Below are 19,904 nucleotides of genomic sequence, written 5' to 3'. Positions count from 1 at the left end.
CGATTCGGCACTGTGGTCGCATTCACGTCGGCCGACGCGTGGTTCGGACGAATGCTACTGCCGGCGAAGACCTCGAACGATACGACCGCAACGCGAGCACACCCGGAGCCCTTCGAAGGAACCGATGGACGGTGTCGGCCCGTCGAATCGCGTTTCGAAGCGCCGAACGATATCTCGGGAGAACCGATCCGGTCGCTGAAACGCGGAGTGCGACGGACGCCCGTGGCCAGGTCCGCACCTACCCGCTCGACTGAATGGCGTATAGATCTGCGTACTGGCCGTCCAATCGAATTAGCTCGTCGTGCGTCCCGGTCTCGATTATCTCGCCGTCGTCGACAGTATAGATTCTATCCGCGTTCTCGACCGTCGATAGCCGATGGGCGATGGCGATCATCGCGTACTCGCGATCCATCGCCTCGATCGCGCGTTGTACTTCCTTTTCCAGATTCGAATCGAGATCGCTCGTCGCTTCGTCCAGAACCAACAGCTCGGCGTCCTGAAGCAACGCCCGGGCCAGTGCGACGCGCTGTTTTTGCCCGCCGGAGAGACGAACGCCATCGTCACCCAACATGGTGTCGTAGCCGTCCGGCAGGTCGCCGAAGAACTCGTCGACCTTCGAGATGGTACACACCCGATCGAGATCGGCCCGTGTAACCTCACGGTTGCCGATAGTGAGATTGTACTCGAGCGTATCGTTGAAAATGAACGGGTCCTGTCGAACGACGGCAATTCGGTCTCGCCACTCGTCGATGTGCATGTCCGAAATCGGGATACCGTTCGCTCGAATCTCTCCCTCGTCGAGTTCGTACAATCGAGTCAGGAGGGAGACGATCGTCGATTTGCCAGCACCCGATTGGCCGACGAATGCGACGAACTCGCCCCGTTCGACCTCGAAATCGATTCCCGAGAGGACTTTCTCGTTTCCGTCGTACGAAAAGTGGACGTCGTCGAACTCGACGATATCGATGACGGATGGAGCCGCGGTGTCGCCGCCAGTCGACTCCTTCTCCGCTTCGAGTTCGTCGATAAACCGCTGGGTGCGTATCAGGTGGGGGAGGTTGTTTTCCACTTTGTATAGCAATTTGTTCAACTCGCTCACCTTGGGGCCGAGTTGAAACATCGCGAAGAGAAACACGCCGAGGGCACCGATCGTCAGGTCCGCGAAGGTGAGAGCCAGATAGATGAGAACGAATACCGAGACGGCAACGCCGAGGTTGTAGAAGTTGTTGATTGCAGCTTCGTTCCGTCGGAGTGCGATGCGGGACGTCGTGAACATATCGATGGCCTCGACGAAGTCCGATCGCAACTCGTCCGCAAGGCCGAAAATACGCACGTCACGGATGCCCTGCGTTCCAGCCTGCGCCGCTTCTTGCCGTCGTTCGTTCGCCTCGGCGACGCGATCGCCGATTTCGTAGCCCGGTTCGACGACACGACGAAGAAAGACGGTAAGAAACCCGAGGACCCCTGCAGCAAATAGCGTTAACTCCGGAGCGATGAACAGGGCGATAGTGAGATACACCATCGAAAGGAAGGCCGTTTCGAGAAACCAGATCGAATGCTGGATGACGTTACCGGCATAGTTCGTCTGCGTGACGATCGCATTCAGCACGTCGTCCGAGCCGGCCTCGTCGAAGTACGCGACCTTCGCGTCGAGTGCGTTATCGAACGCTCGCAATTGTAAGTCACGAATGTAGTACGTCCGAAGGATCTCACGAAACCACGCCACGACGAAACTCATGGTGTACCGTACGGTCATCACTATGGCGACGCCGACGACTGCGGTTCCAAGGGTGAGTCGGACGTCCAACACGTCATATACGGCGACGAAGACGCCCATGAGCCCGTCCGCTTCGGCCGTTGGATCGTCGACCTGAACGATCTCGATGATGGGGAGGATGAAACTCAGACCGATACCCTCGAGAATCGCCGCAACGAGGCCGAACGAGACGATGAGTATCGATAACTTGGGATCGAAACGGGCGACGTCGAGCATCGCCTGCAGTTTGGCGCGTCGAGAGATCGATTCGAGATCGGCAGACGTCATGGAGAGGGAACAGTAGTGCTCTCACTGCCACAGCGATTTAACTTCATCGAACGGACTGACGCGATCAGATTCGAGCGTCCGGACGAAGAGTATCCACGAAACGACCGTTCGGTCCGACCGTCTACAATCGATGGCGTCCGACCTCCAAGCGACGAACCTGACTGTCCATCGCATCGGTTTCGGAACCTGAAGGAACGTCCGCCCGGGGAGCGGGTTGCAGAACGGGGTACAGGGGAACCGATTGGCTCCCTCGAAACAGAGTCCCGGTAGGGAGCGACGTACGTGCCATCGCAGCCCGCCAGTGGTGCAGTTCGCCCGGTCCACGGCTCTCGATTACCGATAGACAGCGTTATACCTCCGCTATCCAACGAGGGACTACGAGCAATGGCTTTCGACCACGAGCGGTTTCTCGAACTCGAGGTCGAACATGACCTCTACGGACTCGAAGCCGACGGGGTCCGGATCTGGGAACGGATGCGAAGGAAGGTCGCAACCGAGATTCGACAACAGGCTGGAATCGGCGAGGCGCACACGCAGGTTCAAGCGGGAAGTCGAGCCTATCTCAAGGCCCTATGGCTCGCATCGAAAAACATCGCCGTGAAGAACCCGTTTCTCGGCGATCGCTCCGACGTCGTCTTCGTCGGACACCCGCGAAGAAAACAGCTCGAGGACGGGCTGTGGTGGGACCTCTATACGGATCCGATCCACGACGCGCTCGAGGCGGAATATCTCCACCTGGAGTTCGCCTATCAGCTCGATCATTCGGTGCCCGTCCCGACTCCGCGGATTCGATACATGGATCTGCCGAAGTACGGTGGCGAAGTTCTCCGGCATCTAGGGGTGCGTCGACCGTCGCTTTCGCCGGTCATTTCGAGGACGTTACGCGAGACGCAGGCTGCAATCGAGCAACAGTTCGATGCGTCCGTCGATCTCGAAGCCATCGCCGTCGAGGAACTACACAAACGGGCGATCCGCCTCGGGCCGTATAAGCGTATCATCGAGCGGATCGATCCCGAATTGCTCGTCCTCGCGGTGAGTTACGACAACGAGATCGTCATCGAGGCCGCTCACGAACGCGACGTACCGGTGGCCGAACTCCAGCACGGCGTCATTACCGAGCACCACTACGGCTATCACTTTCCTGCGCCGCGAACCAAACGGGCCTTCCCCGATTACCTCCTCACATTCGGGGCGTTCTGGAACGATGCCGCCGACGTTCCGCTTCCTGACGAACGGATACTACCCGTAGGGTATCCGTACTTGGAATTGCGGAAAGAACGATACGACGACGTTGCGTCCAAGAAGCAACTCCTGTTCATTTCACAGGGGACGATCGGTGAGCAGCTATCGAAGTTCGCACTGGCGGTCGCCGAGCACCCCGACCGTGACTTCGAAATCGTCTACAAACTACATCCGGGTGAGTACGACCGGTGGCAAACGGACTATCCGTGGCTCGTCGACGCACCGTTCGACGTGGTCGACAGTTCGGCGCCGCCGCTGTACGAACTGTTCGCGCAATCGAGCGCACAGATCGGGGTCGGTTCGACGGCGATCTACGAGGGGCTCGCGTTCGATTTAGAGACGTTCATCTACGAGTGCCCCGGAGCCGATGCACTCGACGCGTTGGTCACGGACGGCGTGGCGGAACGGGTTTCGAGCGCCGAGACACTGGTCGATCGGATCGGTCGCCGATCGGGATCCGTTCGAACCTCGCACATCTTCGCGCCGGACGCCGTCGAGTCGATGGCAACGACGATCGAGAACCTGAGAACCAGCGCTACCTGTTATCATCGTAACTAGTGGTGCCACCGGAGAGGGTCCCTGCTGCTCGAAAAGTCTGTGTGGTTGCTTAGAGAGGGGGAGCTTCCCCTATAATTCAGATGGTAGATTTTATTAAGATACATTATATAACGTCCGATATTTCTAATTCACTACACTGAGCCTAGAGGAGGGTTTTTGAATATCGAAACCCCACTCCGAACATGGTAGGGCTTGCTACTAGAGCTATTGACGCGTACCGAGAACACGGACTTGCTCACGTCGTGTCCGAAGGATATGAATTGACAATCGCATCAACTATCCGAGCCGCCTACAACGATTATCTTCGCCCACTGCTTCCAGCAGGCGAGTATCCCACCTACAACGGTGTCACTGTCTGTGCAGAAAAGCACCGACCGCACACGTTCGATTCGATCGTTCCTATTTCAGTACCCTCGTCGTCGGATAGACCCTCGTACGAAAAGCCGCTCGTGGACGCCCTCCGTACGCGTCTGAATCCGGGAGATGACGTCGTGATCGTCGGCGGAGGATACGGGATAACCTCAGTCGTCGCCGCTCGAAAAATCGAGAAGGCAGGGACTGTGACCACGTACGAGGCCATCGATTATCGCGTTAACGTCATCGAACAGACCGCTGCGTTCGACGGAGTCGCCGATCAATGTACCGTCCATCACGCCATCGTCGGTCCAGCCATCAACCCGGGTGGCGGGTTACCGAACGAGGGGGGCACGGGTGCTGCGAGGAACTTGTCCGCGGAAGATCTTCCCGAATGTGATCTACTCGAACTCGATTGTGAAGGCGCCGAGGTCGAGATTTTACGGAATTTGAAGATACGGCCGGACACGCTCGTCGTCGAAACCCACGGTCATCGAGGGGCTCCCGAAGCAGCTGTTCGGGACGAATTATCTACGCTCGGGTACACTATTGAAAACAGTGAAGTTGTAGTCGAAGAAAACGGTGTTTATATCCTCACTGCGACATATTGAAATCCGGTGGGCTCGTATCGATCAGTATTGTACGCTGTCAAAGCGAAGCAACCGCGCCAACGTGAGAAATTCCGTTGGAAGGATTCCAATGTATGGGCGCTTGTGAATCGCAAGACAGCGCTGACTTGATCCGCCAGGCCTAGGAAGTTGAACCGGGAACCGGCGGATGATTCGTGTCCAAAATTTCCCAGTTCACTGGGAAGGTCGTGACGTTGGCAAAATGTGCTGTTGGCGGCCGAGGCGAATCCACCGCCCTCCAGGGTGGCAAGGGAATTCGTCGACTGCGCCGTCGGATCGCGTCATTGTCTCCCGATTTACTTGGAGAAATCCTTTCGGGAAGCGTCCGATCTTCTGAGCGAGATGCAACAAATATTGGCGAAGACGTCCTTGAAAAGGCCGATTTCCCGGGTTACTTGACGCTAGTGACGGCGATAGGAGGATCAAGATGGCGGTCTGGCGAGGGCAGTCGCGCCGACAGGCGAAACTGCACGAGCCATCTGGTCACGCTACGATGGAAGCGACATTTTTCGACCGCGAAAACACAATCAAACACTACTGTCGACGGACAACTTATCGTGTTCGGACACTCTAACCGACCGCTCTCGTCGAAACTGATTCGTAATCTATCATCGTAATCCACTGTACAGGGCTCTGATGAATCCAAGACGGCGGCTCCTTACTGCGTAGAATTACGTCGCTCGAAGCACCATGCCGGAGCGAAAGTGCCTGGGAGCGTCGAGAATACCGGCAGTAATGAAGAGAATTGACGCTCTCACAGCTGCATTGAACCACCAGAACCCGACGCTGTATGGCGATTCACCGGGTCCCTGCGAGTAAAATGATCACGAATGGCCATCACCGGCGCAATTACGCCAGGGTCCGGTGTTAGAAGAGTTCTATCGCGGCGGGGACGAGCTGACGGAGGGGCGCTCACAGACGGTCGAAAGGATGAATTGCGGACGCTGGCGAGGGAGTTCGTCGAGCGGTCTACGGACGCATCGACCTTCGATTCGGTATCGACGGCGGCGGAACGACGGTTAGAAGAGCTGGGGTATAGATGACTACCAACGCCCGCTATAGTCATCGAACTTACCAATGAAGGGGTTGTAAGTACTTAATCGGCTATCAAATTCCGTTATCCACATAGTATGCTACGGTTCGCTCAAGGCCTTCTTTGAACGACCAGCGTGGTTCCCATCCAAGGCTCTCGATCTTGTTTGAGTCTACTGCATATCGTTGATCATGTCCTGGCCGGTCCCGTATAAAGGTAATCTGATCTGTTGATCCCCCTACTCGATCCAGAATCTTCTCAGCGACTTCGATAGTAGTTAATTCTATTCCGGTTCCGATGTTGTATACCTCCCCAGGGGTGCCCTTACGGAGGACTAAGTCTATCGCTCGACAGTTGTCCTGAACGAAAATCCACTCTCGGATATTTGATCCATCGCCGTATACTGGTAATTCCTTCCCCAACGACGCGTTCTGAATGAATTTTGGGATGAGTTTCTCCGAGTGCTGCCGCGGGCCAAAGTTGTTACAGGTCCTCGTAATAAGAACCGGGAGGTCGTGGGTAGTTGCATAACTCGTAGCGAGTAAATCGGCACTCGCCTTCGTAGCAGCGTATGGGTTTCGTGGGTTTAGCCGAGCCTCTTCGCTAAAAGCACCGTCAAGAATTTGTCCATATACTTCGTCGGTGGAGATTTGAAGGAAGCGTTCGATATCCGCGTCGATGGAGGCCTCAAGGAGCGCTTGCGTGCCCTCGATATTTGTTTCAACGAACGATTCTGCGCCTTCGATGGATCGGTCAACGTGTGACTCGGCAGCAAAATTGACAACAGCATCAGCGTCGGAGATGAGGTCTGTCACGAGTTCACGGTCGCAAACGCTTCCTTCAACAAACTCGTGGCGGGGGTGGTCGAGAACCCCATCGAGGTTGTCACGCGAACCTGCGTACGTGAGCGCATCGAGCGTGATTACCTCACTATCACTGTTCTCAAGTGTGTAATGAACGTAATTTGACCCGATAAAGCCAGCACCGCCAGTAACGAGAATGCGCATATAGTAGCACCGGTCCTGCACATATTTACACTTACGGGACAGGAATAGCCACATGACGCTCCTCGTTCTCGGCGCAGGCGGGTTGCTCGGAAGTTCGCTCGTACGCCACTGTCTGGAACGATCCATCGACGTGGCTGGAACGTACCATTCGACTGCTCCAGCGTTCGATATCCAACTCGAAAACCACGATATTCGTAACACCGCCGCCTTTCAATCACTCCTGGACGAACATCGCCCAGATACCGTCGTAAACTGCGCCGCCCTAACTGATGTCGATGAATGCGAGTCTCGTCGGGAAAGGGCCTTCGAAGTAAATGGCGATGCGCCGGGAGAACTCGCCACAGCGTGTGTGAAACGCGACGTTCAATTCGTTCACATCTCGACGGACTACGTCTTCGACGGCAACACAACTGAGCCATACGACGAAACGGTGACACCATCCCCAATACAGGTCTACGGTGAATCGAAACTGGAGGGCGAAAAAGCCGTTCGTTCCGCCAGCAGGGACACCCTAGTGACGCGGCTTTCGTTCGTCTACGGTGTACGAGGCGATACAAACGAACTCATCGGCTTCCCTGCATGGGTCCGCAATACGTTACAGGCGGAAGAGAAGGTTCCACTATTCGTCGACCAACACCTCACACCAACCAGGGCAGGACAAGCCGTAACAACGGTTCTAGATCTTCTCGAACAGGGAGCCACCGGTACCTATCACATTGCCTGTCGATCATGCGTAACACCATACGAGTTCGGAAAAGAGATCGCAGGACTGCAGGGAAAAGGAGAGGAGTTGGTCGCCAAGAGCACACGATCGGCTGTGACCCGAGACGCGGATCGGCCGGCGTATACCTGTCTGGACGTGGGCGCCGTCGAGACGGAACTTGGACGTCCTCAACCGACACTCACGGAGGACCTCCAGAACATCGGAGAAAAACTCGCAGTCTGAGGCCGCGATCAGAGTTCGTACTGTTCGATGTTCTCGAGGAAAAATGCACGGTCCTCCGGAGGGAGATCCGTGAATTTGAGGACATCGTCGCATTGCAGACCGGGACATTTCATGACCCGGTTCGATTCCAGCTCGTTTGCCGAAACAATGGTGCCACACGTTGGACAGGTGTGCGTAATTATTCGCATTGTTACAATTTGAGTTGGGAATTTTCACCAACAACGAGACGACGGCCTCGGGGAAGGTCCTCGTCGGCACTACCGATATCCGCGCCGCGACCAAGAAGGCTGTCGACGATCTGGCCGCTCGTCTGAATGGTGGATTCGCCAATTACGACGCTGTTTTCGATGTGAATCCCTTCGAGCGTCGAGTTTGGTCCTATTGACGTATACGGGCCAACGTACGTCCCCGATCCGATAACGGTCCCTTCCGCGATAGAAACGGGCCCGCGGACGACTGCATCGGCCTCGATGGTAGCCGTTTCGTCTAGATCAACCCTCCCTTCCACAGTCGCATCTGATGCAACCTGACCATCCCGATTTAGTTGCATATCCTCAAGGACAAGTCGGTTGGCTTCGAGAATATCTTCGGGCCGCCCGGTGTCCTTCCACCACCCATGAACCACTTGTGAGTCGATGTCCTGTCCATCATCAAGCAGCGACTGGATGGCATCAGTTATCTCGAGCTCGCCGCGCCACGAGGGTTCGATACCTTCGATCGCATCGAATACAATAGGAGAGAAGACATACATTCCGATGAGGGCCAAGTTCGTCGGTGGGTCATCGGGTTTTTCGATCAGTTCGGTGACGTTTCCGGCGTTATCGACGTCCGCGATACCGAACGCCTGGGGATCTTCGACTTCCTGCAGTGCAATCCCGGCGCCGTAGTCGCCGGCCTCGAAACTGTGGACGAGATCGGTAATTCCGGATTTGAGGATGTTATCGCCGAGATACATCACGAAGTCATCGTCACCGACGAAATCTTTGGCGCACCCGGCGGCGTGGGCGAGACCGAGTGGATTACCTTGAACGATGTACGTAATGTCGACACCGTACGAAGATCCATCACCGAGGAGTTCCTGAATCTCGTCGCGGCCCTTGTGTCCCAGAATAACGCCAATTTCCGTGATCCCGGCGTCCTTGAGGTCTTCGATCGCGTATTCGAGGACGGGTTTGTTCGCTACCGGGACAAGCTGTTTCGGTCCCGTATGTGTTATTGGCCGTAGTCGAGAACCGGTTCCGCCCGAGAGAAGAACACCTTTCATTGCTTCGGATAGGAGAGGAGTTTACTTGTGTGGTTCGGCTTCCCAATCGAGCGGGATCTCGTCTGTATCGTACGGAATACGCTCCTCGTCCGGGTTCTCGTAGTCGTAGCGCTCGCTGGGAAAGTTTACGATGAGTGCTGGCTCGTTGCCGATCGCCTTGAACCCGTGCCAGCAATCGCCAGGAACTCGAACGAGTCGTTGATTGTGCTCGCCGATGACATACGTCTCTAACGCCCCGCGCGTCGACGATCCCTCACGGTCGTCGTAGATACCGAGTTTGATGCGCCCCTGCGGACAGACGAAATAGTCTACTTGGCCGCCCGTGTGTCGATGCCATGCGCGTACGATTCCTGGATACGTCATCGAGTAATACGACATCGCTGGGTCTGGATCGAACTCGCCCCAGTCGGTACGGTACAGCTCGACGAGATGGCCCCGCTCGTCCGTATTCACCTGGAGATCTCGGACCTCGACATCGTGTATCTTCGCCGCCATCGTTATTCAGGGGTTCAGGCGGAAGCATTATTAAAGGGAAGGTCCACGAGAATCGCGGTGTCCAGATAGGAGTTGCAAGGAGTGAGGTGGTGACGGTTTCGGGTGATATGACAGAACGAATTTAACTTATCTGAACCCCCGCGAAAACACGGCGAGACGGCGCACGGTACGAAGAATCAGAAGTCAGCCCCACTGTCGTCCAATTCGAGCGCATCAAGCTTTGCTGTCAGGTCCTCAAGCGGGACCACGATATCCGAATTTCGAGGCGTGTTCGCCGGTCCATCTTCGGTCAGGTCACCGCGGACGAAATCGTATCGCAGGCCCTGTTCGCTCGCCACGATATAGAATACCGTCTTGATCGCGCCGGGCGGGAATATTTCGATCAACGTTGCATCCGTCGCGAATACGACGTTGGTCAAATTAGCACCGAACGGGCCGACGACCACCTCAGCCTGATCGAAGAGTCTAATTTGCGATTCAATGGATAACTCCTCGGGGCGAATCGATTCGAATCCGAACTCGGACAGCGTTTCCATAACTGCATCGTAATTGGCGATCTTCCGCCTGTCCTGTCCCTGTCTCGAGACGAAGACGCGTTCCGGGAATGCGGCGTCGGTCGAGAGATCGACCGCTGACTTCATCCGGTCGACGACCCATTTTCTGTCCGACGGCTGATATTCTGCGCCGACGCTGTGAATGTAACTCAACTTCGGGACGACCAACCGAGAGACGGTAGCGCTTTCCCGGTTCCACTCCGTCCAGTCGGACGAAGAGAACCCGAGTAACGTCAGCGTCTCGATCATCCACGACGGCGGATCATTCTTCAACAGGAGGGTCGGCTTGCGACCAGTCGCCTCGTAATACCGATGATATCCTCGCAAGCGCGGGAGATCCTCCAGAATCCAGTGGCCGAAATTAACGTAATTGTTGTGGCGTCCCCCGTGGCGGGGCACGAGGTTGATAATCGTCTCGAAATCCGGCCGGGCAAACTGCTCCGGCGACGGTTTGGCGATCTCGCTCACGCGTCGTCGGATGCCGAACGAGCGGAAGGTCTCCAGCAATCGATTCCGGAGCGTGGATTCGTGTCCCATCTCCTCGACGACGTAGGTCCCATCCAGCCGTTGACTCAACGCCCAGTCGCCGAACAACCGGACTGATGGGACTTCACAGACGAACGAGCGGGGGACCTCGTGTGTACCAATCACGCCGTCGAACAGTTCCGGCGGGGGTCCCGAAATCGGTGGCGCGATTTCGAACCGCTCCCTGGACCCGTAATACCAGATCGAATCCGCTCGATCACACTGTGATCGTAGTTCGCCTCTCGTAACGTGGCCGTACGGATTGTACCAGCGATAAGACAACTGATCCCGAATATCCGGACGCAGATGACCGGGCGCTTCCTTCAACAGATACACTATCCCTTCCCGTTTCCAGGCCGATTTCGCCCGTCTGAATAGCGACATGAGTGCGATGCGTATGCCGGATCTCCCGTGATCGACGTGGTGATTCGTCAGTGATCAGGTCCGATAGCCCAATGCAGTGAGTGTGTCTTCGATACTCTCCGTATCGTACTCGTCGGTGGTCGGTGGTTCGGCTACGACCTCTCGTCGGTCGTCGAACGGTACCTCGAGCCACGGGACCTCGACCAGTCCCGGAACGTCGACGTTGTCGTAGTGGCCGAAGTCGTACTTCTCCCACCGATCCCCCCACCGCGTATGGAAGAACTTCATCCACCGGGGCATTCCCTCGCCGAGCAGTTCGCCGTGGTCGGCCGTCACCACGATTTTTCCCTCGAGTTCGCTCACCAGCGGCGCTATCTCCTGGAGTGCGTACCGGTAGTTTTCGGCGTAGACCCGCCGCATCTCGCTCGCTTCTACGTCGCCGGCGCGGGCTGCTTCGTAGTTGCGATACGGTGACTCCTCGGGGAGGCGTTCGCCGTCCTTGAACAGGTGGGGGACGTGCGGCGGAAGCAGGTGGACGACGTGTCGCTTGTTCGGGTACTCATCGTGCAGTTCGAGCGCCCGCTCGACGACCGGCCGGGGGTCGGTCAGCGCACGACGGTTTTCCTGGCCCCGCTTTTCCTCCGGCGTGTCGTGCCACATGCCGACGAGTTTGTGGATGTCCAGGTACTCCGCCTGGCTCGCAACCGCCGGGTTCGCGGACAGGTAGACGAGATCGTGGGCCCGTCGGTCGCGAAAGTTGCGTTTGACGAAATTGTTCGTCACGGACGCGAGCGAGCGCACGTTCCCGAGTTCTCCGTCCACCTCCACCGGCGCGTCTCCGGCCGTGACCAGTTCCGCAAACACGTCGTAGCGCCCGCAGTCGAGAATAATCAGGGTGTCCCACTGCTCGTCGAGGACGTGGACGCCGTTGTCGTCGAACGACCACCGAAGGAGTCGAGAGCCGACCCTGTTTTTCAAAAATCGGAGAGCGCGATCGGGATGGCGGATCCCCGTTTTGAGTTGGGCGGGGGTCATGAACCGAGGTATTCAACCCGACGACCATAACCTATTTCATTTACTGATGAACGAGGAGGCGGTATTCGAAACGGGTTCGGCTCGTATCGTAGCCAGAGGCGCCCGGCGTCCTCGATTCGACCAGTGTTTTATCCGCGGGCGTCCGAGCAACGGTCTATGAACGGTGAACGCGAGGCCCCAACCGAACGCGCCACCGCGACGGCGATCGTGACCGGGAGTACGCGCGGCATCGGCGCGGCGATCGCCCGGCGACTGGCGAGCGATGGGGCGTCGATCGTCGTCAGCGGTCGAACGAGCGAGGACGGAGACGCCGTCGTCGAATCCATCGAGGAAGAGGGCGGAGACGCCATCTTCCATCGGACTGACGTCCGCGAGCCCGGCGAGATCGAGTCGCTCGTCGAGACCGCCGAGCGCGAATTCGGTGGGCTCGACGTGCTCGTCAACAACGCGGCCTTCGAGACCGACACGAAACCGGACGAGGTGGATCTGGAGACGTGGGACGCCCTCCTCGAAACGGATTTCCGGGCGTACTGGCTCGCGGCGAAGTATGCGTATCCAGCGCTCGCCGACAGCGACCGAGGAGCGATCGTCAACGTCGGCTCGAACCACGCGATCGCGACCCACCCCCGGAAGTTCCCGTACAACGCGATCAAGGCCGGGATCGACGGAATGACGCGATCGATGGCGGTCGCCTGGGGCACAGACGGAATCAGAGTGAACAGCGTCAATCCGGGCTGGACGATGGTCGAACGAATTGCTGCGGACCTGAGCGACGAGCAACTCGATTACCTCGACCGGATCCACCCCATCGGACGGATCGGCACGCCCGAAGACGTCGCGAACGCGGTCGCATTCCTCGCGAGCGAGGAAGCCGGGTTCGTGACCGGCGCTTGCCTCGCCGTCGACGGCGGGCGGACGGCCGTCTTGCAGGACGATCTCTATCTCGACGATCTCGACGGGTGAGCGGGCGCTCAACCGACCACGCTACGCCACCGCGTCGGTCACTTCGCGTCGTCGGCGTAGTCCAGATAGAGTTCGTCGGTCGCCATCATCTCGTTGACGCGTTCGTGGTCCTCGGGGGTGTCGACGGCGTGAATAGTCCGATCGGTCTCGACGATCTGGACGGTCCGACCGTTCTCCAGCAACCGTAGCATGTCGATCGATTCGGCGCGTTCGAGCGGCGTCTCGGCCATCGACGTGAACTCGAAGAGCGCCTCGCGGCGGAACGGGAGCACGCAGACCTGCTTGTACACCGCGGTGTCCTCGAACGTCGTGTCGTGGAGGTTCGGAATCGGTTCGCGCGAGAAGTACAGCGCCTCCCAGTCCCCGTCGACGACGACTTTGACCGTGTTCGGATCGCGAAACGCGGCCTCGGATTCGAGTTCCTTTCCGAGGTTGACGCAGTCGATCGAGTCGTCTTCGAGCATCGGTTCGACCGCGGCGTCGATCATCTCCGGGTAGACGAGCGGCTCGTCGCCCTGCATGACGATGACGATATCGCCCTCGAGGGATTCGGCCGCTTCGGCGACTCGGTCCGTCGCCCGCGAGTGTTCGCCGGTCACGATGACCTCGGCGCCGAAGGATTCGGCCTCCTCGCGGATCTCCTCGTCGGGCGTCGCCACGTACGTCCCGTCGACGACGTCGCTTCGTTTCGTCCGCCGGTAGACGTGTTCGACCATCGAGAAGCCCTCGATGTCGACGAGCGGTTTGCCCGGATATCGCGACGACCCCATTCGGACGGGAATGACTGCGTCAACGCGCATACGCCACCGAACTCTCGGCGCTCACTTACCAGTTTTCACACGCACGGACGAAGAGTACTGCGGCGTTCTGTGGACGCCAAAATCAACTGATACCAGCTCACTGCCAGCTACCTCGGACCGCTCAGCCCCGAAACTGGTAGACTTCCTGGTTGACGACGTTGTGGAGCGCCTCGCCGCGAAGTGCGCGTTCGATCTCGTCGCGGACGATCGAAATTTTGCGTTCCTTCGCCGCCGGCGAACTCCCGGCGTGATGCGGTGAGACCGTGATCCCGTCGCATTCGAGGACGGGCGAGTCAGTCGGCGGCTCCGATTCGAACACGTCCAGCGCTGCGGCCCGGATCTCGCCGGATTCGACGGCCTCGACGAGCGCGTCCTCGTCGACGAGCGGGCCCCGGGCGACGTTGACGAGAATCGCGGAGGATTTCATCTTCGAAAACTCCTCGGCGGAGAACATGTGGTGGGTGACGTCTGTGAGCGGCGCGTGCAGGGCGACGCAATCGGAGCGATCGAGCAGGTCGTCGAACGAGACCGGTTCGACGTCGAGCGCCTCGAAGATGTCGTCGTCCAGCACCGGGTCGTACGCGATGACGTCCATCCCGAGACCGCGCGCCATCGGGACGGCCCGGCGACCGATTCGACCCAGTCCGACGATCCCGTACGTCCCGCTGTGGAGCGGTTCGATAACCCGGGACGAGCCCCATCCTTCGTTCGAACGCAGTTGTCGATCCGCCCGAACGATGTCGTGACTCGCGGCCATGGCCATCGCGAGACCGTGACTCGCGACGTCTTTCGACCCGTAATCCGGGGCGTTCGAGACGGGAATTCCCCGCTCCGTCGCGGCGGTCACGTCGATGTTGTCGTAGCCGGCCCCCTGTCGAACGATGAGAGAAACGTCACCGGCTGCGTCCATCACGCGCCCGGTGATCGGGGCGATGAACGTCACGATGACGTCCGCACCGCGACAGGCCTCGACCGTCGCCTCCTCGGTGGTTACCTCGGGGTAGACGATCTCGTCCTCCGGACCCGTGAGAGCGTCGTCGTAGAGGGCGTCTGTCGTCTCCAGTAAGTCGTGATACGGGTTCGGTTGCGGGAAGGGCCGATCGGTGACGACGACTCGCATACCTTCCCTGTCGGGCAGTGGCTGGTAAACATTTCGCTACCCGGTACGCCCGCGTCCGCCGGTTCCGGAGCGAAGTGAGACCACGGCGCTCAGTTCGGTCGCGGGTTCGACCGGTCGATCAATCGCTGATGTCTTCGATCGGATACTCGAAGTCGACCGCCGTGTAATCCACCGGTGGCGCCTTCGAGTCCTCGTCCGTCGCATTCGATTCGGCCGGATATCCGTTCTTGTCGGGGTAGTAGAATCGCTGGCGAAGCTGTTCCGAGACCGTTTCGTCCCGCGAAAATCCGCGATACGTCCCCCAGAACTGCAACAATCGAAACGTCAGAATGCTTCCGAGATGGTCGAGAAGCGAGCCCTCCTCCAGAGCCGTTCGACCGTCGGATAGCACGTTACGGGCGTAGGCTCGAACGAAATCGAAGAGCGTGAACTCCTGGTCCGGAATGATTTGCTTGTGAGCGATGGCTTCCCGACGGTAACGATTGTAGATCTCGCCTGGACTCTCGTCGTGGACGTGGACGACCTCGGCCGCCGAGGCGTAGGAGATCTCGTAGCCGGCCTCTTTGACTCGTTTACCCCAGTCGAGATCTTCGAGGCCGGTCAATCGTTCGTCGTACGGGAACTCCTCCCAGACATCCCGTCGGATCGCCGCGTTGGCGTTGTTCGCGAACGGCGTGAGCTGGTAGTCGATGTCCGATTCGGGGAACCAGCGACGGAAAATCTGGCGTTCGGAGAACTTCGTCGGGCCGCCGCCGCGCTGTTTCCCGTAGACCATCGCGACGTCCTCGTCGTCGAACTTTTCGAGAAGTCGCGAGAGCCAGTCGACGCGCTTCGGATAGCAGTGAGCGCTGACGAAGACGCAGTAGTCGCCGCGTGCAGCCTCACACCCGTAGTTGAGTGCCCGGCCGAACGAAAACTTCTCAGGCGGAATGTGAACGACATCTTCGATCGGATACTGACGGGCGATCTCGAGCGTCCCGTCCGTCGAACCGGAGTCGACGAGCAGCACCTCGAACTCCTCGAACGACTGCTCGAAGATCCCGTGGAGGAGCTTGCCGATGTGCTCCCGTTCGTTGTAGCATCGGATAACGATCGATGCCGTTGGATCGGTCATCTACGCGAAAGAGTTTCACCTGTCACATTTGAAGCTTCCGGTGAACTGCGTCGGCTTCGACAGGGTCGGCCGGGGGCGGATCAACCTTCGTCGGACTCTAGTACCACCCGCTCGATGAACTCCGCCCAGTTGTCCAGCACGGAATCGTTCCCGGCGGTGATCATTTCTCGTACGAACCGCTCGTGTTCGGCGTCGTCGTAGAAGCCGTCCGTCCCGTTCTCCAAGAGTTCATAGATGGTATGATAGAGATCCTCTTTCGTCCGCATTTCGGCGTTCGAGAAGTAGTGAGCTACCGTCGTGTAGTTCCCATGGGCGTATTCGAGGGCGAGGACTGGCTTGCGTTTCATTACGGGTTCGAACGTGATCGTCGTTCCGAGGCTCAGTACCACGTCCGCCCAGTCTATCAGCGATATTGATGGATATTCATTTCTTATGCGTTCGACGGTCTCCATACCGTCGGTAACGGACGGATCAAGTAGCTGCTTTCGTGGGTGTTCCTTCATCACCACCCCAATGTCTCGTATTTTTTCGAGCATCGATATGGTGTTCTCAACGTCCTTTTTGTTTATGAAATAATTCTCGTGTCTTAAAAATAAGAGGACGTTCAATTCAGCCGACATCGACGGGGCGTTCGGTGGTCGGACGGTATCGAGTCGGGCAAGCCACTCCGGGTTATACCGAGGGGAACCGAGTTCGTAGACGTGTTCCTCCGCACCGAATTGCCGGACTCGATCTGCGGTGAGTTCGTTGGGGAACAACAGGTAATCGTGAGGGAGCATCCGCGGGTGTTCATCGTATCCGATCACCGGCTGATACGAACTCTCGTCGGCGAGGCGCTTCAGAAATCTATCCCACTGATTATTGTTCTCAATATTATTGATGAATGGGCTGTCTCCGTGCGGTAATACGATTGTTGCGACCTCGTCCGAGTGGCCGAGCTGCACTGCTTCCGACCGTTTCGAATAGGACCAATCGTATGCGACGACTGAATGGGGGAATTCATCCATCGATTCGTCACTAGAATCGCCGAACAGATCGAGTACCGAAGTTACTGCATCACCCAGGCGGCTGTGGTACAGAAACGAGAGGAGACCAACGACGCGGGGCGGGAACGACGAGCTTATTTTTTGTTTTATCCCCTGGTGGTGCCACTGGAGATCGATATTGGGGGTCGTTCGAAGAAGATCGATCCGATAATCGTTTTTTGTGATGGAAGAGCTGACAGATACAGTTACAGACACGTTTTCTCTCGTAGATAATTTATATATGACGGGGGCGGCGTGGTCGAGTTCGTTATTTCCGTCGACGATGAACAGTATCGATTGCATGGGATGGTATTTGGTTCGTGACACTCGGGCGAGTTGCGCAATGGTACAGGAATAACAGGTTCGGAATCCATATTAAGAGTGTCCATCGGGATTTCGACCGCGTCGAGGATCGGTGATACCTCGCACACGGACGCGGGTGAATCACCGAACTTGGAACGTTCGGTATCGAGGTCGGAGCCCGCGGGAATCGAACAGCCCCGGCAACGGGAATTTCCTCCGAGAGCACTGGCGGTCGAGCGACTGCTCGACGCGTTCAGGCCGGTTCAACGGTAGCGGACAACGACCTCGATATACAACGTTGTCAGCGAACACGTCGAGGGATCTAACGTCGTGATCCCGTCGTCGCCCCATACCAGCGACGGCACCATCAATCCGGGCCGCGTTTCCACCGCGATTCCGCACCCGCATTCCGGGCGATGCGACACGGACCCAGTCACTCCAGCGCCAGCAGCAATCCGACGTACAGCCCCAGCAACACGGCCGTCACGCTCACGCCCCCGAGCGTGGTGGATTCGAACGCGAGTGCCACCAGGAACCCGGCACCGGTTCCGACGACGTAGCCGGTCCACGCCGTCCAGCGAGCGCGCAACCCCCGCCCGAGCGCGTACCACAGCGACGCCACGTACAGCCCGCCCAGGATCAGCCCGGTCGCGAGCGGGACGTGCAGGTACGAATTGTGCACCGCGTACGACCCGATCCGGTCGAAGCCGATCCCCCACGCCGCGTTCGTCGAGAGCAGTTCGAGCGCCTCGACCCAGCGGTAGACCCGTCCGAGAAACGTCGTTTGCATCACCGTCTCGACGTGGCCCGACCGGATCCACGCCGCCGCCCCGACGACCAGGCCACCGATCGACCCGATGGCCAGTCGTCGATCGACGCCCGAGAGTACCAGCGGCGTCCCGACGGCGACCCCGACGATGGCGTGATCGCCCTCCGAGAGCACCAGCCCCACGACGCAGACCAGGACCGCCAGCGCCCAGAGCAGTCCGCGGCGGGTGAGCGCCGTGTACAGCGCCGTCAGCGTCCCGACCAGCATGACCGAGCCGAAAGTGTTCGGGTTGTGGTAGATCGAGACGGTCCGGATCGCGCCGTAGCCCATCACCGGTTGGCCGACCCAGTTCGGCGCCCCGGTCGCAACCCCCGTCCAGCGCTCGAGGGCGAGGAGTCCCAGCCCGAACGCGACGAGCGCCACCGCGACGGCGGTGACAGCGGCGGTGTACGTCGCACGGTCGGCCGCCACCAGCTGCGGCAGGACGATCACCGTCGCCAGCGCGACGACCGGCGTCGCCAGGACGTACCGCAGCAGTACGGGCGAGGGAAACAGGACGTAGTAGCCCACCAGGCCGACCCAGTAGCCGCCGAAGGGGACGAGGAAGGCGGCGTCGGTCCACGGACGAACGTTCGCCGCGACGACGCCGTATCCCGCCACGAGCGAGAGGATGGCTGCCGACAGCAGGTTGCCCGTCTCGGACGAGACGAACCACGTCACCGGCGCACTCGCCGCGAGGATGACCGCGATGGGGACGAGCGCCCGCCAGCGCGGCGCGGACGAACGGTCGTCCGCCACCGTCGATTCGACGCCGGGGTGCGCCGTCATGACAGTCGCCGATCTCGCCGCCCGTTCTGCGTCGGCGTAACGTGTAACGCCAGTCCGGTCCCGCCCCGAGAATCGTCCCGACGGTCTCCATCCATAGCCCCGGGGACGAGGTACTCGGTCAAAATTAGGGGGCGCGAACAGCGATCACGCGGGATACCATTCGCGAACGCGACCCACGGAACCGCGGGCATTTCGACATCGAGCACAGGGTGGAGTCGAAACAATGTCGAGGTGGGCGTCACGATGCTCGACGTGAAGACGGGACGGTCGAGCGATTCCGGACGGTTCCGGACAGAGATGGGGCGTGGCCGATTTGCGGGGAGAGGACTGACTTACAGTTCGTCCCGGAGGTAGACCCCGATGTAGCCGCCGACGGCACCCAGTCCGACGGTGTAGGCGGCGGACGTCGTCAGTACGAAGAGGCCGAAGACGCCGAACACGAGTCCCGAGCCGCTCGGCCCGAACCCGAGGAAGAGCGACGTGACGAACAGTCCGAAGAGGACGAACGGCACGAGCATGATGAGACCGGCAACGAGCCCGACGATCGCACCCTCGCGGTAGGTGCCGTCTTCGAGGTAGCCGGCGAGCGCGCCGCCGAGCAGCGGCGACAGCGGGACGAACGAGAGGACGATGCCGGCGACGGCGCCGATCAGGGCGTTGAGACCGGTGCTGGAGCCGCGGTCGGGGGCGGATGCGTCGCCCGTCGTCCGGGCTGGCTGAGAATCCATACGCGCGTGTAGGAACGCGACGGACAAAACGGCTCGTCGTTCCACCGCGCCAGAGAGATCCGCGTGGCAGTCGTGGCCGGCGCTGGGAGGCGGTCAGTGGTATCGCGATCGATTCGAACTTGGCCCGTAGGCGGCCCGTTCGACCGTGACCGACGCCGCGACCCCGTATGTTCGAATTCGTGCCCGTTCGCGGTCGAGGCGCGGG

At 59.0% G+C, this 19,904-nt stretch carries 17 protein-coding genes and 1 pseudogene; 5 read left to right on the top strand and 13 right to left on the bottom strand.

Features of this window, described 5'->3' with window-relative positions:
• Window positions 1-238 precede the first annotated feature (238 nt).
• Window positions 239-2,044 carry an ABC transporter ATP-binding protein gene (locus MXA07_RS03250; RefSeq protein ID WP_247730616.1) on the bottom strand — a complete coding sequence of 602 codons (1,806 nt, stop codon included), beginning with the start codon at window positions 2,042-2,044 and terminating at the stop codon, window positions 239-241.
• Window positions 2,045-2,428: 384 nt separating this feature from the next.
• Between MXA07_RS03250 and MXA07_RS03245 the strand changes: the two genes are divergently transcribed.
• The 3 genes and pseudogenes from MXA07_RS03245 to MXA07_RS03235 all read left to right on the top strand — a co-directional run.
• Window positions 2,429-3,844 carry a hypothetical protein gene (locus MXA07_RS03245; protein ID WP_247730615.1) on the top strand — a complete coding sequence of 472 codons (1,416 nt, stop codon included), beginning with the start codon at window positions 2,429-2,431 and terminating at the stop codon, window positions 3,842-3,844.
• A 182-nt stretch (window positions 3,845-4,026) separates the two neighbouring features.
• Window positions 4,027-4,809 carry an FkbM family methyltransferase gene (locus MXA07_RS03240; RefSeq protein WP_247730614.1) on the top strand — a complete coding sequence of 261 codons (783 nt, stop codon included), beginning with the start codon at window positions 4,027-4,029 and terminating at the stop codon, window positions 4,807-4,809.
• A 173-nt stretch (window positions 4,810-4,982) separates the two neighbouring features.
• Window positions 4,983-5,398, top strand: a pseudogene (locus MXA07_RS03235) (IS5/IS1182 family transposase); the annotation flags it as partial.
• Window positions 5,399-5,934: 536 nt separating this feature from the next.
• On the opposite strand, the gene rfbB reads toward MXA07_RS03235, so the two are convergent.
• Window positions 5,935-6,867: a dTDP-glucose 4,6-dehydratase gene (gene rfbB, locus MXA07_RS03230; RefSeq protein WP_247730613.1), complete on the bottom strand. Its 933-nt coding sequence runs from the start codon at window positions 6,865-6,867 to the stop codon at window positions 5,935-5,937.
• A 52-nt stretch (window positions 6,868-6,919) separates the two neighbouring features.
• Between rfbB and rfbD the strand changes: the two genes are divergently transcribed.
• Complete coding sequence (gene rfbD, locus MXA07_RS03225; protein WP_247730612.1) at window positions 6,920-7,813, top strand: dTDP-4-dehydrorhamnose reductase; 894 nt, start codon at window positions 6,920-6,922, stop codon at window positions 7,811-7,813.
• A gap of 8 nt (window positions 7,814-7,821) precedes the next feature.
• Here the strand turns inward: rfbD and MXA07_RS18260 are convergent, their stop codons facing one another.
• The 5 genes from MXA07_RS18260 to MXA07_RS03205 form a co-directional block, all read right to left on the bottom strand.
• Complete coding sequence (locus MXA07_RS18260; protein WP_425492193.1) at window positions 7,822-8,001, bottom strand: hypothetical protein; 180 nt, start codon at window positions 7,999-8,001, stop codon at window positions 7,822-7,824.
• Between the two features lie 2 nt (window positions 8,002-8,003).
• Complete coding sequence (locus MXA07_RS03220) at window positions 8,004-9,077, bottom strand: glucose-1-phosphate thymidylyltransferase (RefSeq protein WP_247730611.1); 1,074 nt, start codon at window positions 9,075-9,077, stop codon at window positions 8,004-8,006.
• A 21-nt stretch (window positions 9,078-9,098) separates the two neighbouring features.
• Entirely contained in the window at window positions 9,099-9,572 is a 474-nt protein-coding gene (locus tag MXA07_RS03215; protein WP_247730610.1) for a cupin domain-containing protein, read from the bottom strand.
• A 176-nt stretch (window positions 9,573-9,748) separates the two neighbouring features.
• Window positions 9,749-10,987, bottom strand: coding sequence for a glycosyltransferase family 61 protein (locus tag MXA07_RS03210; protein WP_247730609.1), 1,239 nt, complete (start codon window positions 10,985-10,987; stop codon window positions 9,749-9,751).
• A 102-nt stretch (window positions 10,988-11,089) separates the two neighbouring features.
• Window positions 11,090-12,049 carry an LTA synthase family protein gene (locus MXA07_RS03205; RefSeq protein ID WP_247730608.1) on the bottom strand — a complete coding sequence of 320 codons (960 nt, stop codon included), beginning with the start codon at window positions 12,047-12,049 and terminating at the stop codon, window positions 11,090-11,092.
• Between the two features lie 156 nt (window positions 12,050-12,205).
• On the opposite strand from MXA07_RS03205, the gene MXA07_RS03200 reads away from it, so the two are divergent.
• Window positions 12,206-13,012 (top strand): SDR family NAD(P)-dependent oxidoreductase, encoded by an 807-nt coding sequence (locus tag MXA07_RS03200; RefSeq protein WP_247730607.1) that lies wholly within the window; start codon window positions 12,206-12,208, stop codon window positions 13,010-13,012.
• A gap of 38 nt (window positions 13,013-13,050) precedes the next feature.
• On the opposite strand, the gene MXA07_RS03195 is transcribed toward MXA07_RS03200, so the two are convergent.
• The 6 genes from MXA07_RS03195 to MXA07_RS03170 form a co-directional block, all read right to left on the bottom strand.
• Window positions 13,051-13,812: a 3-deoxy-manno-octulosonate cytidylyltransferase gene (locus MXA07_RS03195; protein ID WP_247730606.1), complete on the bottom strand. Its 762-nt coding sequence runs from the start codon at window positions 13,810-13,812 to the stop codon at window positions 13,051-13,053.
• A 121-nt stretch (window positions 13,813-13,933) separates the two neighbouring features.
• On the bottom strand, window positions 13,934-14,932 hold the full coding sequence (locus tag MXA07_RS03190; RefSeq protein WP_247730605.1) for a C-terminal binding protein: 999 nt from the start codon (window positions 14,930-14,932) through the stop codon (window positions 13,934-13,936).
• A gap of 118 nt (window positions 14,933-15,050) precedes the next feature.
• Entirely contained in the window at window positions 15,051-16,046 is a 996-nt protein-coding gene (locus MXA07_RS03185) for a glycosyltransferase family 2 protein (protein ID WP_247730604.1), read from the bottom strand.
• Window positions 16,047-16,126: 80 nt separating this feature from the next.
• Entirely contained in the window at window positions 16,127-17,398 is a 1,272-nt protein-coding gene (locus tag MXA07_RS03180; protein ID WP_247730603.1) for a hypothetical protein, read from the bottom strand.
• Window positions 17,399-17,807: 409 nt separating this feature from the next.
• Window positions 17,808-18,971, bottom strand: a complete 1,164-nt coding sequence (locus MXA07_RS03175) for an O-antigen ligase domain-containing protein (RefSeq protein ID WP_247730602.1) — start codon at window positions 18,969-18,971, stop codon at window positions 17,808-17,810.
• 332 nt (window positions 18,972-19,303) lie between these two features.
• Window positions 19,304-19,699 carry a DUF5518 domain-containing protein gene (locus MXA07_RS03170; RefSeq protein ID WP_247730601.1) on the bottom strand — a complete coding sequence of 132 codons (396 nt, stop codon included), beginning with the start codon at window positions 19,697-19,699 and terminating at the stop codon, window positions 19,304-19,306.
• Window positions 19,700-19,904: the final 205 nt, after the last annotated feature.

Source organism: Halovivax limisalsi, assembly GCF_023093535.1.
GTDB lineage: Archaea > Halobacteriota > Halobacteria > Halobacteriales > Natrialbaceae > Halovivax > Halovivax limisalsi.
This window is presented reverse-complemented; position numbering and strand designations above follow the sequence as displayed.

Coding starts and splice junctions, on each gene's coding strand:
- MXA07_RS03250 (WP_247730616.1), bottom strand. CDS start 2,044: ATGACGTCTGCCGATCTCGAATCGATCTCTCGACGCGCCAAACTGCAG.
- MXA07_RS03245 (WP_247730615.1), top strand. CDS start 2,429: ATGGCTTTCGACCACGAGCGGTTTCTCGAACTCGAGGTCGAACATGAC.
- MXA07_RS03240 (WP_247730614.1), top strand. CDS start 4,027: ATGGTAGGGCTTGCTACTAGAGCTATTGACGCGTACCGAGAACACGGA.
- rfbB (WP_247730613.1), bottom strand. CDS start 6,867: ATGCGCATTCTCGTTACTGGCGGTGCTGGCTTTATCGGGTCAAATTAC.
- rfbD (WP_247730612.1), top strand. CDS start 6,920: ATGACGCTCCTCGTTCTCGGCGCAGGCGGGTTGCTCGGAAGTTCGCTC.
- MXA07_RS18260 (WP_425492193.1), bottom strand. CDS start 8,001: ATGCGAATAATTACGCACACCTGTCCAACGTGTGGCACCATTGTTTCG.
- MXA07_RS03220 (WP_247730611.1), bottom strand. CDS start 9,077: ATGAAAGGTGTTCTTCTCTCGGGCGGAACCGGTTCTCGACTACGGCCA.
- MXA07_RS03215 (WP_247730610.1), bottom strand. CDS start 9,572: ATGGCGGCGAAGATACACGATGTCGAGGTCCGAGATCTCCAGGTGAAT.
- MXA07_RS03205 (WP_247730608.1), bottom strand. CDS start 12,049: ATGACCCCCGCCCAACTCAAAACGGGGATCCGCCATCCCGATCGCGCT.
- MXA07_RS03200 (WP_247730607.1), top strand. CDS start 12,206: ATGAACGGTGAACGCGAGGCCCCAACCGAACGCGCCACCGCGACGGCG.
- MXA07_RS03195 (WP_247730606.1), bottom strand. CDS start 13,812: ATGCGCGTTGACGCAGTCATTCCCGTCCGAATGGGGTCGTCGCGATAT.
- MXA07_RS03190 (WP_247730605.1), bottom strand. CDS start 14,932: ATGCGAGTCGTCGTCACCGATCGGCCCTTCCCGCAACCGAACCCGTAT.
- MXA07_RS03185 (WP_247730604.1), bottom strand. CDS start 16,046: ATGACCGATCCAACGGCATCGATCGTTATCCGATGCTACAACGAACGG.
- MXA07_RS03175 (WP_247730602.1), bottom strand. CDS start 18,971: ATGACGGCGCACCCCGGCGTCGAATCGACGGTGGCGGACGACCGTTCG.
- MXA07_RS03170 (WP_247730601.1), bottom strand. CDS start 19,699: ATGGATTCTCAGCCAGCCCGGACGACGGGCGACGCATCCGCCCCCGAC.